14 protein-coding genes and 1 riboswitch are annotated in these 15,585 nt (G+C 51.5%); of the genes, 13 read left to right on the top strand and 1 reads right to left on the bottom strand.

Annotated elements, in window-relative coordinates; translation table 11 throughout:
• Positions 1 to 85 precede the first annotated feature (85 nt).
• Together spoVAD and CLFS41_RS19930 are read left to right on the top strand one after the other, a co-directional pair.
• A complete protein-coding gene (spoVAD, locus tag CLFS41_RS19935; protein ID WP_347468676.1) occupies positions 86 to 1,117 on the top strand; it encodes a stage V sporulation protein AD in 1,032 nt (343 codons plus the stop codon).
• Between the two features lie 13 nt (positions 1,118 to 1,130).
• Positions 1,131 to 1,484 (top strand): SpoVA/SpoVAEb family sporulation membrane protein, encoded by a 354-nt coding sequence (locus CLFS41_RS19930; RefSeq protein WP_007864056.1) that lies wholly within the window; start codon positions 1,131 to 1,133, stop codon positions 1,482 to 1,484.
• A gap of 95 nt (positions 1,485 to 1,579) precedes the next feature.
• On the opposite strand, the gene CLFS41_RS19925 is transcribed toward CLFS41_RS19930, so the two are convergent.
• The gene (locus CLFS41_RS19925) at positions 1,580 to 4,273 is read right to left on the bottom strand and encodes a transglycosylase domain-containing protein (RefSeq protein ID WP_045093264.1); all 2,694 of its coding nucleotides are present in this window, start codon (positions 4,271 to 4,273) and stop codon (positions 1,580 to 1,582) included.
• A gap of 204 nt (positions 4,274 to 4,477) precedes the next feature.
• Between CLFS41_RS19925 and CLFS41_RS19920 the strand changes: the two genes are divergently transcribed.
• The 11 genes from CLFS41_RS19920 to purB all read left to right on the top strand — a co-directional run bounded on the left by CLFS41_RS19920 (position 4,478) and on the right by purB (position 15,497).
• Entirely contained in the window at positions 4,478 to 5,128 is a 651-nt protein-coding gene (locus tag CLFS41_RS19920; RefSeq protein ID WP_007864062.1) for a YigZ family protein, read from the top strand.
• Positions 5,129 to 5,257: 129 nt separating this feature from the next.
• The gene (typA, locus tag CLFS41_RS19915) at positions 5,258 to 7,087 is read left to right on the top strand and encodes a translational GTPase TypA (protein ID WP_045093263.1); all 1,830 of its coding nucleotides are present in this window, start codon (positions 5,258 to 5,260) and stop codon (positions 7,085 to 7,087) included.
• A 190-nt stretch (positions 7,088 to 7,277) separates the two neighbouring features.
• The gene (locus CLFS41_RS19910; protein WP_007864064.1) at positions 7,278 to 7,907 is read left to right on the top strand and encodes a single-stranded DNA-binding protein; all 630 of its coding nucleotides are present in this window, start codon (positions 7,278 to 7,280) and stop codon (positions 7,905 to 7,907) included.
• Positions 7,908 to 8,045: 138 nt separating this feature from the next.
• Positions 8,046 to 8,546: a cob(I)yrinic acid a,c-diamide adenosyltransferase gene (locus tag CLFS41_RS19905; protein ID WP_007864066.1), complete on the top strand. Its 501-nt coding sequence runs from the start codon at positions 8,046 to 8,048 to the stop codon at positions 8,544 to 8,546.
• A 72-nt stretch (positions 8,547 to 8,618) separates the two neighbouring features.
• Positions 8,619 to 8,797: riboswitch (Lysine riboswitch) on the top strand.
• Positions 8,798 to 8,965: 168 nt separating this feature from the next.
• Positions 8,966 to 9,850, top strand: a complete 885-nt coding sequence (gene dapA, locus CLFS41_RS19900; RefSeq protein ID WP_007864067.1) for a 4-hydroxy-tetrahydrodipicolinate synthase — start codon at positions 8,966 to 8,968, stop codon at positions 9,848 to 9,850.
• A 27-nt stretch (positions 9,851 to 9,877) separates the two neighbouring features.
• The gene (gene dapB, locus CLFS41_RS19895) at positions 9,878 to 10,636 is read left to right on the top strand and encodes a 4-hydroxy-tetrahydrodipicolinate reductase (protein WP_040416635.1); all 759 of its coding nucleotides are present in this window, start codon (positions 9,878 to 9,880) and stop codon (positions 10,634 to 10,636) included.
• A gap of 105 nt (positions 10,637 to 10,741) precedes the next feature.
• Complete coding sequence (locus tag CLFS41_RS19890) at positions 10,742 to 11,065, top strand: hypothetical protein (protein WP_007864073.1); 324 nt, start codon at positions 10,742 to 10,744, stop codon at positions 11,063 to 11,065.
• 146 nt (positions 11,066 to 11,211) lie between these two features.
• The gene (locus CLFS41_RS19885; protein WP_045093262.1) at positions 11,212 to 11,574 is read left to right on the top strand and encodes a hypothetical protein; all 363 of its coding nucleotides are present in this window, start codon (positions 11,212 to 11,214) and stop codon (positions 11,572 to 11,574) included.
• A gap of 163 nt (positions 11,575 to 11,737) precedes the next feature.
• On the top strand, positions 11,738 to 12,445 hold the full coding sequence (gene purC / locus CLFS41_RS19880; RefSeq protein ID WP_007864078.1) for a phosphoribosylaminoimidazolesuccinocarboxamide synthase: 708 nt from the start codon (positions 11,738 to 11,740) through the stop codon (positions 12,443 to 12,445).
• Between the two features lie 94 nt (positions 12,446 to 12,539).
• Positions 12,540 to 13,988 (top strand): amidophosphoribosyltransferase, encoded by a 1,449-nt coding sequence (gene purF, locus CLFS41_RS19875; protein ID WP_007864080.1) that lies wholly within the window; start codon positions 12,540 to 12,542, stop codon positions 13,986 to 13,988.
• Between the two features lie 72 nt (positions 13,989 to 14,060).
• Positions 14,061 to 15,497, top strand: a complete 1,437-nt coding sequence (gene purB, locus CLFS41_RS19870) for an adenylosuccinate lyase (RefSeq protein WP_045093261.1) — start codon at positions 14,061 to 14,063, stop codon at positions 15,495 to 15,497.
• The last annotated feature ends 88 nt before the right edge of the window (positions 15,498 to 15,585 follow it).

The following is a 15,585-nucleotide window of genomic DNA, read 5'->3' as shown; positions in this document are numbered from 1 at the left end:
CTTTGGGCATCTCATGGATGATCATGACTAATTTTCAGGAAATGAGAGATACTGTTAATGAATATATCCTGTCAGAGGAAGGAGAATGCAAGAGATGGGACAGATGAAAGGAAAGGCTAGTATTGAATTTGAACATCCGCCGGTGATCATCAGCGCGGGTTCCGTAGTGGGAAAAAAAGAAGGTGATGGTCCGCTGGGGCAGATGTTTGACCAGGTGGAGCAGGACGACATGTTTGGCAAGGACAACTGGGAGCAGGCGGAAAGCGCCATGCAGAAAAGGGCGGCGGACCTGGTGATCGAAAAAGGGGGCGTCAGAAAAGGCGACCTGCGGTATCTGTTTGCCGGTGATCTGCTGGGGCAGCTGATCGCCACCTCCTTTGGCACCGTGGATCTGGAGATCCCCCTTTTTGGCCTGTATGGAGCCTGCTCCACCATGGGGGAGGCTTTAAGCCTTGGGGCCATGGCAGTGAACGGAGGATATGCCGATCAGGTCATGTCCATGGCATCCAGTCACTTTGCCACGGCTGAAAAGCAGTTCCGCTTTCCACTGGCTTACGGCAACCAGAGACCCATGTCCGCTACCTGGACCGTAACAGGCTGCGGAGCCGTGGTCATAGCCGGGAACAGAAAGGACGGCCTGGCCAGGATTGCGGGCATTACAACGGGACGGATGGTGGACATGGGAACCAAGGATTCCATGAACATGGGAGCTGCCATGGCTCCGGCTGCATTTCATACCATTGAACAGAACCTGGAGGACTTCCAGGTCAATGAGACATGGTACGATAAGATCATAACCGGTGACCTGGGCGAGATCGGAAGGACCATTCTGCTGGATTTTATGAAGAATAAGGGCAGGGATTTAAGCCAGATCCATATGGACTGCGGCATTGAGATCTATGATAAGGACCAGCAGGACACCCATGCAGGCGGAAGCGGCTGCGGGTGCAGTGCCGTTACCTTGTGCTCCTATATATTGCCCAGGGTCCAGGACGGTACATGGAAGCGGGTGCTGTTCGTGCCCACAGGAGCCCTTTTATCAACCGTAAGCTTCAATGAGGGACAGAGCATCCCGGGGATAGCCCACGGAGTCATCATTGAACACATTGACGATTAAGGAGGTAGAGGTCATGGATTATGTAAAAGCATTTTTGATCGGAGGCCTGATCTGCGCCCTGGTCCAGATCCTCATGGAAAAAACCAAGATGATGCCGGGCCGTATCATGGTTTTGCTGGTGGTAAGCGGAACCATACTGGGAGCGGTCGGAATTTATGAGCCCTTTGCAAAATGGGCCGGAGCCGGGGCAGGAGTCCCTCTTCTGGGATTTGGAAACACGCTGTGGAAGGGTGTCAAGGAGGCCATTGGAAAAGACGGGATCCTGGGGATCTTTAAGGGAGGACTTACGGCCAGTTCCGCCGGAATCTGCGGAGCTTTGGTGTTTGGATATTTGGCTTCCCTTGTGTTTAAACCTAAGATGAAGTAGGGTGTGGTATGCCCGGATATCAAAACAGCCGGAAACGGGGAGCTGCCGCCAGATGGTTATGGCCCGCAGCTTTGTTTCCGGCTGTTATTGCGTTCTTAATATGGGATATTACCCGGTCCATACCCTTCGGTTGTAGGGGATGGGGAGGTGGGGGACTGGTATCCTGGTCCAATGGGGGTCACCACAGGACCATCGCCGCCAGACTCATCGGGATTGGGGTTAATGATGGTGGACACATCGGTGTGGATGGGGCAGTAGCCCGGGATGGCAAATGCGGAATCATCCGTGGCATCATTTTCACCGTCCGGGAGCGCCATGCACACACGGGTTGTCTTAGTGGGGCAGTAGGGCGTTGGGCGCATGCCTGATTCAGCGCACACGGTCACGGCCACATGCTTGTCGCATACCTCGGTGGGAGCTGTGCCCTTTGCAAAGTATTCGGTGTACACCGCGTTGCCTCTTGGGTCAGCCGTACATACGCCTGCAACGGCACGTTTCCCTGACTTGCGGCAAATCTCCGCCGTCTCTATGCTGTCCGGGATGGTGAAGCCGGGATCCGACATTCCATTGTGGACACGGTTCATAATATTTCTCCAGATGTCCTTGTGGAAGCTGGTGCCTCCGTTTCCGTTGCTCAGTTTCTGGTTGCTGTCGCATCCGCCCCAGATTCCTGCCGTATAATAGGGGGTATATCCCACAAACCACACATCATTGTTGGCAGTGGTGGTACCGCTTTTACCTGCTGCGGACATGCCTGTGAGGGCAGCCCTTGTACTGGTGGAGTTGATGGAGATCCCCGACCGTGCAAACAGCCGGTTGCTCTTCATGGACTCTGACATGGCATCTGTTAAAAGGAAGGCGGTGGAATCCTTTAATACCTGCTTGGTTTCCGGTTCATTATCTATGAGCACCTTGCCGTTGTGGTCCAGTATCTTTGTAAAGAAACGTGGTTTTGTGTAAACACCCGCATTTGCAATGGAAGCATAGGCAGCGGTCAGCTCCAGGTTGGACACGCCCTTTGTAAGTCCGCCCAGGGCGGTTGCCGCGCCCAGGTCATCCTTGACCAGGGAGGAGATGCCCATATTTTCCGCGTACTCGATGCCCAGCTGGGGAGTAACGGTTTCCATCAGGGTCCTTACGGCCACAATGTTCATGGAGTAGATGATGCCGTCACGGATATTGTGGTAGCCCACAAACCCATACCCTTTATTCCACCAGTTCCTGAAGGTTTTGGTCCCGATGGTGTAGGGAGCGTCATAGTACACGGTTCCCAGGGTGGCGCCGCAGGCATCCATGGCCGGTGCAAAGGCTGAGATGACCTTAAAGGCGGAACCGGGCTGGCGGTATACGTTGCTGGCACGGTTTAGGGTAAGGCTGGCCTTTTTCTCGCCGCGGCCGCCGCAAAGGGCCTTGATCTCACCTGTATGCTGATCCATGAGCACAAAAGAGGTCTGGGGCTGAAGGATGAGGTTCTGCCGTTCACCGATGATCTCATCCCCGTCCTTTAACAGCCAGGCCTTGAACGCATCGATATCTGCCTGGACTGCCTCCTCGGTCTTATAAAGGCCGTCAAAGGAAGGATTGCCCAGTTCTGTTTTGTGGAAGGTCTTTAAGTTTTCCTCAGAGTAATGCTGGGTACTGCCGTCCGCATGGGTCACGGAAAGCCTGTATTCAACGGAGTACTTGGCAGCCGAATAGTTGTCCGGGTTGTTGATCTCCTCATCTACAATGGCCTGCAGGTCAGGGTCCTGGGTGGTGTAGATCTGAAGTCCGCCGGAATACAGCAGGTTGCTGGCCTGGCTTTCCGAATAGTCCAGCTTTTCCATCAGGGAGGAAATCACCTGTTCAATGAGCTCGTCCGTAAAATAGCTGTAATGGGTATTGCTCTCCTTGGTAGCTGTGTCCACATTCTGGATCCTGTCATAGACATCATCCGCCAGGGCTTCCTCCTGCTCCTCTTTTGAAATAAAACCCTGGTCATACATGTACTGGAGCACGATCTTGCGCCGCTCCGCATTGTTCTCCCTGCCGGAGATAGGGTTGAGCTTGGACGGATTCTTGGTAATGGATGCCAGCACCGCGCACTCGGAGAGGGTCAGGTCGGAGACATTCTTATTAAAATAGCGCTTGGCAGCTACCTTGACACCCAGGGTATTGTTGCCCAGGTTAATGGTGTTCAGGTAGTTGGTGATGATCAGGTTCTTTGTTTCCTCCTTGCTCATCCCGGAGTTTTTCTCCAGCTGGACGGCCAGGTACTGCTCCTGCAGCTTCCTCTCGATCTTGGCGCCCCATCCGGATTCCATACCGCCGGAGAACACATTGTTCTTAATCAGCTGCTGGGTAATGGTACTTCCTCCGCCCGCATAATCATCGCTGATCACGCCCCGCACGGCACGGGCAATGGAACGGATATCAATGCCGTTATGGCTCCTGAAACGGGAGTCCTCAATGGCGATAAAGGCATTGACCAGGTTCTGGGGCAATTCATCATAAGTGGCCGATTCGCGGTTGGAACCGCTGGTCACCAGGGTATCGGTCAGATTGCCCGCCGCGTCATAGACAGTGGTAGCAAAGCGGTCGGGCTGAATGTTTAAAATATCTACGGACGGGGCATTGTCAATGATGCCCTTAATCATACCAAAACCGATGGATGCACCCACTACTGCTAAAAACAAACACAGGACAAACAGGGCCTTAAAGATATTAAGGAAAAGCCGCGAGGCGTATTTGCCTGATTTGGAGTGGAGAGACTTGAGCCTGCGCTCCGTCTCGTACTTACCATAGTTCATAGATTCTCCTTTATTCAAGTAATGTCTACCCTTGTCCACTGAGGGTAAGCTTATCCTGTAGATTATACACCAGTTTTGTAAAAATGAAAAGGTTTAAATATTGCCTTGCCATCGCCGCTTTTCTATATTATGATAAAAAACAGGCGGAAACAGGTCGGATTGTGGGGAAGCTTGTCCACAAAACATGGCAAAGGAGCAACAGAAGTGGTAGAGAGTTACAAAATCGTGTATCAAGGCGGAAGCGGAGAGCTGGTGGAGAAGAAATCCAGGTTCATAGCAGACATAAGGCCGGTGTCCGGCGAGGAGGAGGCCCTGGCCTTTGTGGAGGAGATACGGAAAAAATACTGGGATGCAAGGCACCACTGTTTTGCCTATATCATAGGAGACAGGGGGCAGACAGCCAGGTGCAGCGATGACGGGGAACCGTCACAGACAGCGGGAAAGCCTATGATGGATGTGCTGGCAGGGGAGGGCCTTCATGACGTATGCGCCGTGGTAACCAGGTACTTTGGGGGAACCCTGCTGGGCACGGGCGGACTGGTGCGGGCCTATTCGGGAGCGGTCAAGGCAGGCCTGGAGGATTGTGTGATCGTGGAAAAAAAGCTGGCGGTCCGTCTGGAAGTGACGACTGATTATAATGGTTCCGGGAAAATACAGTACATTGCAGCCCAGGCAGGCATGGACACATTGGATGTGCAGTACACGGACAAGGTGGTTTTTGTGTTTCTTGTGCCCGTATCAGAGGAAGGGCGCTTCCGGTCCCAGATCACGGAGGGAACCAGCGGACGTGCCCATATAAAGAAAGTGGACGAGGTATACTATGGCATGGGACAGGGGGAACTGATTGTTTTTTAACGGAAAATGCCTGTACAGCCTGTATTTTCCGTCAAAAGCCCTTGCAATCTGTAAATAGCAATGCTATACTATAAAACCGTGGCTGTAGACGTGAACCAATGCATATATAATTAAGGAAGAGTAATCACTATGAAGATGAAAAGAGAAGATGTAAGAAATATCGCTATCATTGCCCATGTAGACCATGGCAAAACAACATTGGTAGACCAGCTGTTAAGGCAGAGCGGCGTATTCCGTGTGGGCCAGGAGGTTCAGGAGCGCGTGATGGATTCCAACGACATCGAGCGGGAGCGCGGCATTACCATTTTGTCCAAGAATACGGCTGTATTTTATAAAGATACAAAAATAAACATCATCGATACGCCAGGCCATGCCGACTTTGGCGGTGAGGTGGAGCGTGTGCTCAAGATGGTGAACGGGGTTGTTCTGGTTGTGGATGCCTATGAGGGTCCCATGCCTCAGACTAAGTTCGTGCTCCAGAAGGCGCTGGAACTGGATCTGGCTGTCATTGTGTGCATTAACAAGATCGACAGGCCCGAGGCCCGTCCCGCAGAGGTGATCGATGAGACCCTGGAACTGATGATGGATCTGGACGCCTCTGATGAGCAGCTGGACTGTCCCTTTATCTATGCCTCCGCCAGGGGAGGATTTGCAAGATATGATATGAATGATGAGAACATGGACATGAGTCCCCTGTTTGAGACCATCATTGAGCACATACCGGCCCCGGAGGGCGATCCTGAGGCAGATACCCAGGTGCTGATCAGTACGATCGACTATAATGAATTTGTGGGCCGTATCGGCATTGGTAAGATCGACAACGGCGGTCTTAAGGTGAATCAGGAATGCGTGCTGGTGAACCACCATGATCCTGACAAATTTAAAAAGATCAAGATAGGAAAACTCTATGAGTTTGACGGACTGAAGCGCGTGGAGGTACAGGAGGCGTCTGTGGGCTCCATTGTGGCCATATCCGGCATTGCCGAGATCCATATTGGGGATACCATCTGTTCCCCTGAGAATCCGGACGCGATCCCGTTCCAGAAGATCTCCGAGCCCACCATTGCCATGTATTTCATGGTAAATGACAGCCCGCTGGCAGGACAGGAAGGAAAGTTCATCACTTCCCGCCATCTGCGTGACAGGCTGTTCAGGGAGCTGAACACCGATGTAAGCCTTCGCGTGGAGGAGACGGATTCCGCCGACTGCTTTAAGGTGTCCGGACGAGGCGAGCTGCATTTGTCCGTGCTCATTGAGAACATGCGCCGGGAAGGCTTTGAGTTTGCGGTGAGCAAGGCAGAGGTATTGTACAAATATGATGAGAGAAACCGCAAATTAGAGCCCATGGAGCTGGCATATGTGGATGTCCCTGAGGAATACACAGGTGTGGTTATCCAGAAGCTTACCAGCCGCAAGGGAGCCCTGCAGGGCATGAGCCAGGCAGCCGGCGGCTACTCCCGTCTGGAATTCTCCATTCCGTCCAGGGGACTGATCGGATACCGCGGTGATTTCATGACAGATACGAAGGGGAATGGTATCCTCAACACCATCTTTGATGAGTATGCGGAGTACAAGGGTGACCTGTTCTACCGCCAGACCGGTTCCCTGATCGCTTTTGAGGCAGGGGAAGCCATTACCTACGGCCTGTTTAATGCACAGGAGAGGGGAACCCTGTTCATCGGACCGGGAACAAGAGTGTATTCCGGTATGATCGTGGGACAGAGCCCCAAGGCGGAGGACATTGAGATCAATGTCTGCAAGACCAAGAAGCTGACCAACACCCGTTCCTCCAGCGCAGATGAAGCGCTGAAGCTGACACCGCCCAAGATCATGAGCCTGGAGCAGGCGCTGGATTTTATTGATACGGACGAACTGCTGGAGGTAACCCCTGAAAGCCTTAGGATCCGTAAGAAGATTTTGGATCCCACCATGCGTAAAAGGGCGTCCTTTAAGAAGTAAAAAACGACAATTTTAAACACAAAAGGCGATTCCTGTCGAAATGTTCTGGCGGGAATCGCCTGTTTTTTTGGTCTATTATGGTAAATCTCCTCATAAACTATCAATGTGCCGTACAAAAGCAAGCATAAACAGGATAAAAAACATAAAACGGCAAAATGAGAATTTATAAGAAGCGAAGAGGAGATGTACTATGTCAGAAAAAATGATCGAAAACAACAAGGTAAGCGTTATTGGTGAGATTGTATCAGGCTTTACCTTTAGCCACGAGGTATTTGGAGAAGGCTTTTATATGGTAGATGTTGCTGTGAACAGATTGAGTGAGCAGGCTGATATCATACCGCTTATGGTGTCGGAACGCCTTCTGGATATCCATCAGGACTATACGGGTAACACCATTGAGGCTCTTGGACAGTTCCGCTCCTACAACCGTCACGAGGGCGTCAAGAACAGGCTGATGCTGTCCATCTTTGTCAGGGAGGTCCATTTCCTGGAAGAATTTACGGACTACACAAAAACAAACCAGATATTCCTGGACGGCTATATCTGCAAACCGCCAATTTACCGAAAAACTCCTCTGGGCCGTGAGATTGCCGATATCCTGCTGGCTGTAAACCGTCCCTATGGGAAATCTGATTACATACCCTGCATCAGCTGGGGCCGCAATGCGCGGTTTGCGTCCAGCTTTGAGGTGGGCGCAAGGGTGCGGGTCTGGGGACGCGTACAGAGCAGGGAGTACACGAAAAAACTCTCTGAAACCGAGTGTGAGAAGCGCATTGCCTATGAAGTTTCCATCAGTAAACTGGAATGCGATGAAGCCTGATTTTTTTGAATCTCTTTGGAAAATCTTTCGGAAGATGTAAGAAATATTTGCAAAGTTGTTCAAACTATGCTATTATGAGCGAAGTCTATGAATGACAGACCATTCAGAAGAAAAAGCGAATAAAGCATGAGGTGCATGATGATGAAAGAAAGCATGATACAGGTTATCTGCGGGCCAGGCAAGGGTAAGACAACAAGTGCGATCGGCAGGGGAATCAGTGCGCTGACCAAGGGCAGCAATGTAATCATGGTACAGTTTTTAAAGGGTTCCATGGATATGGATAACATGGAGATCATAAAGCGTCTGGAGCCGGAATTCAAGATTTTTAGATTTGAGAAATCGCCTGTCTTCTTTAATCAGCTGTCAGAGGAAGAAAAGGAAGAGGCAAGGATCTGCATCCGCAACGGAATCAATTTTGCGAAAAAGGTCCTGGTTACGGGCGAATGTGATATTCTGATCCTGGATGAGATCCTGGGAATCCTGGATGAGGGAGTGATCACGCAGGAAGAACTGTGTAATCTGATCAGTCAGGCCAGGCAGTCCGAGATACGCCTGATCCTCACCGGGAATGTATATCCCCAGACACTGGACCCTTATGTGGATGAGATCACCAAGATCCAAACCAGATATGAGCAGTAATGGGAAATGGGTGTAATACCCGGGATTTCCTGTTGACATCCTCCTCAGGGGATGATAATATAATACCAACAATCATAGAGTAGAGGTTGCGTTGATCAAGAGTAATCAAGCCCGATGTGGCAGGCACAGGGGAGGGTTTGATGAAAGGGAAAGACGCCGAAGAAGGAGAACGCCTGAATCAGTTATCCTTCTGGGCACATGGTGAACAACCATGTGACTGTCATCCGGGTGGATGGAGAGCTACCAAAGAACGTGGATTCGCAGTAGTGCGAAGTTGAAACGCATGGGAAGGGCTGACATTTACCTCAGCTCTTTTTTGCTATTCTGGCACAGCTTTTCTGGGAACATGGCTGTGAATGGTTTTTACGGGAAGGGAAGCATACTGTGATTGAATCAAGAAAAAAGGAGAGAATAAAAGTATGGCTATTTTTGAAGGAGCAGGTGTTGCGCTGGTCACACCGTTTAAGGAAAATGGGGAAGTGAATTATGAGAAGCTGGAGGAAATCGTGGAGGAGCAGATCGCAGGAGGCACAGATGCCATCATTGCCTGTGGGACCACGGGAGAGGCTTCCACCATGTCCCATGAGGAGCACCTGGATGTGATCGGATATGTGTGCAAGGTATCCAATAAGCGGGTTCCTGTAATTGCAGGAACAGGTTCAAACTGTACGGAGACGGCGGTCTATCTTTCAGGTGAGGCTGAGCGCAGGGGGGCTGACGGGCTTTTGGTGGTGTCCCCTTATTATAACAAGGCCACGCAGAAAGGGCTTATGGCCCATTTCACGGCGGTTGCGGACGCGGTAAAGATTCCGGTCCTTCTTTATAATATACCGGGAAGAACAGGCGTGAACATTCTTCCCCAGACCATCGCCACCCTTTGCAAGGAGGTGGATAATATTGTGGGAGTGAAGGAGGCCAGCGGCAATTTTTCAGCCATCGCCACCCTGATGAACCTGTCCGATGGCAAAGTGGACCTGTATTCAGGCAATGACGACCAGATCGTGCCCCTCCTTTCCCTGGGCGGAAAGGGCGTTATCTCAGTTTTATCCAATGTGGCGCCCCGCCAGACCCACGATATCTGCGCAGCCTATCTGTCCGGGGATGTAAAGCGCAGCGCAGAACTTCAGCTGGCTGCGATCCCTCTGATCACAGAACTGTTTTGCGAGGTAAACCCCATTCCCGTTAAAGCGGCCATGAACATAATGGGGAAGAATGTGGGACCCATGCGCATGCCTCTAACTGAGATGGAGCCTCAGAACCAGGCGAAGCTGAGAGCGGCCATGATCGCCTACGGCATTCTGTAAGACAGTTAAGAAAGGACGGTAAGATAAATGGTCAGGATGATAATGCACGGCTGCAACGGGGCCATGGGCCAGGTGATAACAGGCCTTGCAGCAGATGACAAGGACATTGAGATCGTGGCAGGCATTGACCTGCGCCAGGGAACAGACTGCGGCTATCCCGTATTTACCTCCCTTGGGGAATGCAATGTAAGCGCGGACGTGATCGTGGACTTTGCATCCGCAAAAGCGGTGGACGGGCTTTTAAAATTCAGCGCCGAGACAGGGACCCCGGTGGTCCTGTGTACCACGGGACTTTCCCAGGAACAGCTTGCGGCTGTAAAGAGGACCAGCGCCAGTGCGGCTGTACTGCGTTCAGCCAATATGTCCCTGGGCGTCAACCTGCTCCTTAAGCTGGTCCAGGACGCCGCCAGAGTGCTGGCTGGTTCCGGCTTTGACATTGAGATCGTGGAAAAGCACCATAACCAGAAGATGGATGCCCCCAGCGGCACTGCCATTGCCCTGGCCGACTCTATGAATGGAGCCATGGGGGATTCCTATGAATATGTCTATGACAGAAGCGGGAAGCGGGAAAAGCGCAGCCCCAAAGAGATTGGGATCAGCGCTGTCAGAGGCGGATCCATAGTAGGGGAGCATGATGTGATATTTGCGGGCAGGGATGAGGTGGTGACATTCAGCCATACGGCTTATTCCAAGGCTATTTTCGCCAAGGGCGCCCTGGAAGCGGCCAAGTTCCTGGCAGGCAAGGGTCCCGGGCTTTACACCATGGCGGATGTGGTCCGGCTCTGATTAGCTGCATTTTTACATTTAATTCCATAGATGGCAGGATGTTCCACCATAATCTATTCTCGAAACGCACATAATAAAGATAGAAATCGAAAGGAGAATGCGATTATGAAAAAAATCAGACCTGCTATCTTAGCTATGTTACTGTTAGTCATGGTTTTATCTGTTACGGCCTGTGGAAGCAGTAATAACGAGACCCAGTCCACGACAGGTACCAGCCAGTCTTCCTCATCAGCAGCCACCTCTACCACTGGGGCAGAGAGCGGTATGTCCGGTTCTGCAGAGACCAATGAGGGCATTATCGATGGACTTGTAGATGATGTGGAGAAGGGTGTGGATGACGTAGGCAACGGCGTTAAGGACATCACAGGTGAATCAGGCAACATGTCTGAGTCAACCACCAACACATCCACCACAGAGGCTACACGATAATATAAAGAGTATATGGCGGTGAATACAAAGAGGACCCTTTCTCAGCCGGTGAGGCCAGGAAAGGGTCCATTTGGTCTTTTGGTCTTGCGGCCCGGTGCGGTTTGAATTATAATGAGTCCATAAAGTTATGGGGGAAATAACTGCAAATGAGGCTGTTGTATTATGTTAATGGGGTACGAATCCGTTTTGCCAGGCGCCAGGCTGTGAAAGGGTGGGCTAAGAGGCTGAAACTCTGTAAAAGGGAGCGGGGACCCGGGAAACAGGCCCTGCGCCGAGGGCTGCTTTTTCTGGCGGCAGGCGGAGTCATGTGGGGGATTTACAAAGGGGGATATATTGGTTTAATCCTTAAGGATATGACAGGGTTCCATATCATTGAGGAACGTGTTACAGGCGGAGACATGTTCCGGGAAGGGGAGCCTACGGTAAAAACAGGGCTGAACTTTCGTTTGGAGGATGGAAATTTCACTATTTTCAGGGTCCGGACCTATGAGGAATCAGGGAGTGATTAGCTGGGAAGAAAGAATTCATTAGGAATTTTAATGATTGTCCTGCTTGTATTCATATTCATATTGTATTATAATTTCTTCTGAAATGGTATTCTTTTATAGCGTCAGCTTATAAATCTATATCTACGTAACCATATGAATAAAAGAAAAGGACAGGTGGATACCCATGGAAAAGAAAGAGATGCTCTATGAAGGAAAAGCTAAAAAAGTCTATACAACCGAGGATCCGGATTTATTGATCGTATCCTATAAGGATGACGCTACGGCATTCAACGGATTAAAAAAAGGAACCATTGTAGGTAAGGGCGCTATCAATAACCGCATGACAAACTTTATCTTTAAGAAGCTGGAAGAAAAGGGAGTACCCACCCACCTGGTTGAAGAGTTAAACGACAGGGAGACGGTTGTGAAAAAGGTTGAGATCGTACCTTTGGAGGTAATCATCCGCAACTATTCCGCAGGCAGCTTTGCCAAGAAGATGGGAATGGAGGAGGGGATCAAGTTCAAATGCCCCACCCTGGAATTCAGCTACAAGAACGATGATCTGGGAGATCCTTTCATCAACAGCTACTATGCGCTGGCGCTGGACCTTGCAACCCAGGAAGAGATTGATGATATCACCAGATATGCATTCCTGGTAAATGAAGTACTTCAGGAATATTTCGGCGGTCTGAACATTGACCTGATCGACTTTAAGATCGAATTTGGACGTTACCACGGAAAGGTGATCCTTGCCGATGAGATTTCCCCTGATACCTGCCGCCTCTGGGATAAGGACACCCATGAGAAACTGGATAAGGACAGGTTCAGAAGGGACATGGGCAATGTAGAGGATGCCTATGAGGAAGTTTTCCGCAGACTGGGTATCCAGTAATCAATTTACATATAACGCCTGGGCTGATACCCAGGCGTTACCTTCTTTAACAGCGTGAACCGATGGACATAGGAAGAGAAAGGGACATGACTTCATGGATCAGAATCAGATGGACTTTGATATTGGGGCAGACAAGCTGCGCGAAGAGTGCGGGGTTTTTGGTATATATGATTTTGATGGGAATGATGTGGCATCTACGATCTATTACGGGCTGTTTGCCCTGCAGCACAGGGGGCAGGAAAGCTGCGGGATCGCGGTAAGCGATACACAGGGACCAAAGGGGAAGGTGGGCACACACAAAGGCATGGGCCTTTGCAATGAGGTATTTACCACAGAAATATTGGAACAGATGCACGGCAACATCGGGGTAGGACATGTGCGGTATTCCACGGCGGGCAGCAGTACCCGGGAGAATGCGCAGCCTCTGGTGCTCAACTATATAAAAGGCACCCTGGCCCTGGCGCATAACGGAAATCTGGTCAATGCACCGCAGCTGCGCCATGAACTGGAGTACACGGGAGCCATTTTCCAGACCACCATTGACTCTGAGGTCATTGCCTACCATATTGCCAGAGCCAGGGTGAACACCCCCAGTGTGGAGAGCGCCGTGTCCCTGGCCATGAAGAAACTGAAGGGCGCTTATTCCCTGGTGATCATGAGCCCGCGAAAACTCATAGGAGCAAGGGATCCCTTTGGTTTTAAGCCTCTGTGTATCGGTAAGCGGGACAATGCCTATATACTGGCATCTGAGACCTGCGCATTGGATACCATTGGAGCGGAGTTTGTCCGGGATGTGGAACCCGGGGAGATCGTTACCATCACAAAGGACGGGATCGTGTCCGACCGGGAGATGTGTCCCAAGGATCCCGCCAGAGAGGCCAGATGCATTTTTGAGTATATCTATTTTGCAAGGCCGGACAGTGTCTTTGACGGGGTGAGCGTGTACCATGCCAGGATCCAGGCGGGCCGTTTCCTGGCCATGGATGCACCTGTGGAGGCAGACCTGGTGGTAGGGGTTCCGGAATCCGGAAACGGCGCTGCCCTGGGCTATTCCATGGAATCCGGGGTCCCTTACGGAACTGCGTTTGTAAAGAATTCCTATGTGGGACGCACCTTTATAAAACCCAAGCAGAGCAGCCGGGAATCGGCAGTGCGCATTAAGCTGAATGTGCTCAGGGAAGCGGTGGCCGGAAAACGGGTGATCATGATCGATGATTCCATTGTCCGGGGCACGACCAGTGCATTGATCGTGAACATGCTCAGGGACGCCGGCGCCATCCAGGTCCATGTGCGCATCAGCGCGCCGCCTTTTCTGCATCCCTGCTATTTCGGCACGGATATTCCATCGGAGGACCAGCTGATCGCCCATGGACATACGGTGGATGAGATACGAAGGATCATAGGGGCGGATTCCCTTTCCTTTTTACAGACAGAACGCCTTCATGAGATGGCGGCCGGAAAGCCCGTATGTATGGCCTGCTTTAACGGTGTTTATCCCATAGAACCGCCTTCCGCAGACATCAGGGGAACCTACGAAAAGTAAACAGCAGTTGAATACAGGACCCTGTTATGATAAGATAAAGACCACGAAATGATTGAATATGGAGGAAATGACATGAGTGACACAGACAGATACGTAAGCCCTCTTTCCGAGCGCTATGCCAGCAGGGAGATGCAGTATATCTTTTCACCGGATATGAAGTTCAGGACCTGGAGGCGTCTATGGATTGCCCTGGCTGAGACAGAGAAGGAGCTGGGACTGGGGATCACGGATGAGCAGATTGAAGAGCTGAAAGCCCATGCCCGGGATATTAACTATGATGTGGCAAAGGCACGGGAAAAGGAAGTACGCCATGATGTCATGAGCCATGTCTATGCCTACGGGACGCAGTGCCCAAAGGCAAAGGGCATCATCCATCTGGGGGCTACCTCCTGTTATGTGGGGGACAACACAGACATCATCATTATGACCGAAGCACTGAAGCTGGTGAGAAAAAAACTGCTCAATGTGCTCTCTGAGCTGTCACGCTTTGCCGATAACTATAAGGATCTTCCAACCCTGGCCTTCACCCACTTCCAGCCGGCCCAGCCCACCACGGTAGGCAAGAGGGCCACCCTGTGGATGATGGAACTGAAGCTGGATCTGGATGATCTGGACTATGTGATCCGTTCCATGCGCCTGCTTGGCTCCAAGGGCACCACAGGCACCCAAGCCAGTTTCCTGGAGCTTTTTGACGGAGACCATGAAAGGTGCCGCAGGCTGGACCAGCGCATTGCCGAGAAAATGGGATTTGAGGGATGCTATCCTGTGTCGGGGCAGACCTATTCCAGAAAGATCGACAGCCGCGTCATAAGCGTGCTGGCCGGCATTGCCCAGAGCGCCCACAAGTTTTCCAACGATATCCGCCTGCTCCAGCACCTGAAGGAAGTGGAAGAGCCGTTTGAGAAAAAGCAGATCGGTTCCTCGGCCATGGCGTACAAGCGCAACCCCATGCGCAGTGAGCGCATCGCCTCACTGGCAAACTATGTGATGAGCGACATGATGAATCCCATGCTGGTGGCATCCACCCAGTGGTTTGAGAGAACGCTGGATGATTCCGCCAACAAGCGTCTCTCCGTTCCCGAGGGATTCCTGGCAATCGATGGTATCCTGGACCTTTATCTGAACGTGGTGGACGGTCTGGTGGTGTATCCCAAGGTGATCGAAAAGCACCTGATGGCCGAACTTCCCTTCATGGCAACGGAGAATATCATGATGGATGCGGTAAAGGCAGGGGGAGACCGCCAGGAGCTTCACGAGAGGATCAGGGAGCTGTCCATGGAAGCAGGCAGGAATGTAAAGGAAAAGGGGCTGGATAACAATCTGCTGGAGCTGATCGCAGCTGACCCGGCCTTTAACCTTTCACCGGATGATCTGAAGGCAGCCATGGATCCGTCCCGGTACGTGGGCCGTTCACCCAGGCAGGTGGAGGAATTTCTGGAGGAGGTCATTTCCCCGATCCTGTCAGAAAATGCGGACGAGCTGGGAATGCGGGCTGAGATCAATGTGTAGGCCCCACCAGTGATATAATACAATACACAGCCGGAAACAGGGGCGCAGGGTCAGCAAATGCTGGCGGCGGACCGGTTTCCGGCTGTGC

Source organism: Clostridium sp. FS41 (assembly GCF_000954015.1).
In the GTDB taxonomy this organism is placed as follows: Bacteria; Bacillota; Clostridia; order Lachnospirales; family Lachnospiraceae; genus Enterocloster; species Enterocloster citroniae.
This window is presented reverse-complemented; position numbering and strand designations above follow the sequence as displayed.

Bases quoted from the DNA above. Each gene is read 5' to 3' on its own strand.
- spoVAD (WP_347468676.1), top strand. From the start codon at position 86: ATGCAAGAGATGGGACAGATGAAAGGAAAGGCTAGTATTGAATTTGAA.
- CLFS41_RS19930 (WP_007864056.1), top strand. From the start codon at position 1,131: ATGGATTATGTAAAAGCATTTTTGATCGGAGGCCTGATCTGCGCCCTG.
- CLFS41_RS19925 (WP_045093264.1), bottom strand. From the start codon at position 4,273: ATGAACTATGGTAAGTACGAGACGGAGCGCAGGCTCAAGTCTCTCCAC.
- typA (WP_045093263.1), top strand. From the start codon at position 5,258: ATGAAGATGAAAAGAGAAGATGTAAGAAATATCGCTATCATTGCCCAT.
- CLFS41_RS19910 (WP_007864064.1), top strand. From the start codon at position 7,278: ATGTCAGAAAAAATGATCGAAAACAACAAGGTAAGCGTTATTGGTGAG.
- CLFS41_RS19905 (WP_007864066.1), top strand. From the start codon at position 8,046: ATGATGAAAGAAAGCATGATACAGGTTATCTGCGGGCCAGGCAAGGGT.
- dapA (WP_007864067.1), top strand. From the start codon at position 8,966: ATGGCTATTTTTGAAGGAGCAGGTGTTGCGCTGGTCACACCGTTTAAG.
- dapB (WP_040416635.1), top strand. From the start codon at position 9,878: ATGGTCAGGATGATAATGCACGGCTGCAACGGGGCCATGGGCCAGGTG.
- CLFS41_RS19890 (WP_007864073.1), top strand. From the start codon at position 10,742: ATGAAAAAAATCAGACCTGCTATCTTAGCTATGTTACTGTTAGTCATG.
- CLFS41_RS19885 (WP_045093262.1), top strand. From the start codon at position 11,212: ATGAGGCTGTTGTATTATGTTAATGGGGTACGAATCCGTTTTGCCAGG.
- purC (WP_007864078.1), top strand. From the start codon at position 11,738: ATGGAAAAGAAAGAGATGCTCTATGAAGGAAAAGCTAAAAAAGTCTAT.
- purF (WP_007864080.1), top strand. From the start codon at position 12,540: ATGGATCAGAATCAGATGGACTTTGATATTGGGGCAGACAAGCTGCGC.
- purB (WP_045093261.1), top strand. From the start codon at position 14,061: ATGAGTGACACAGACAGATACGTAAGCCCTCTTTCCGAGCGCTATGCC.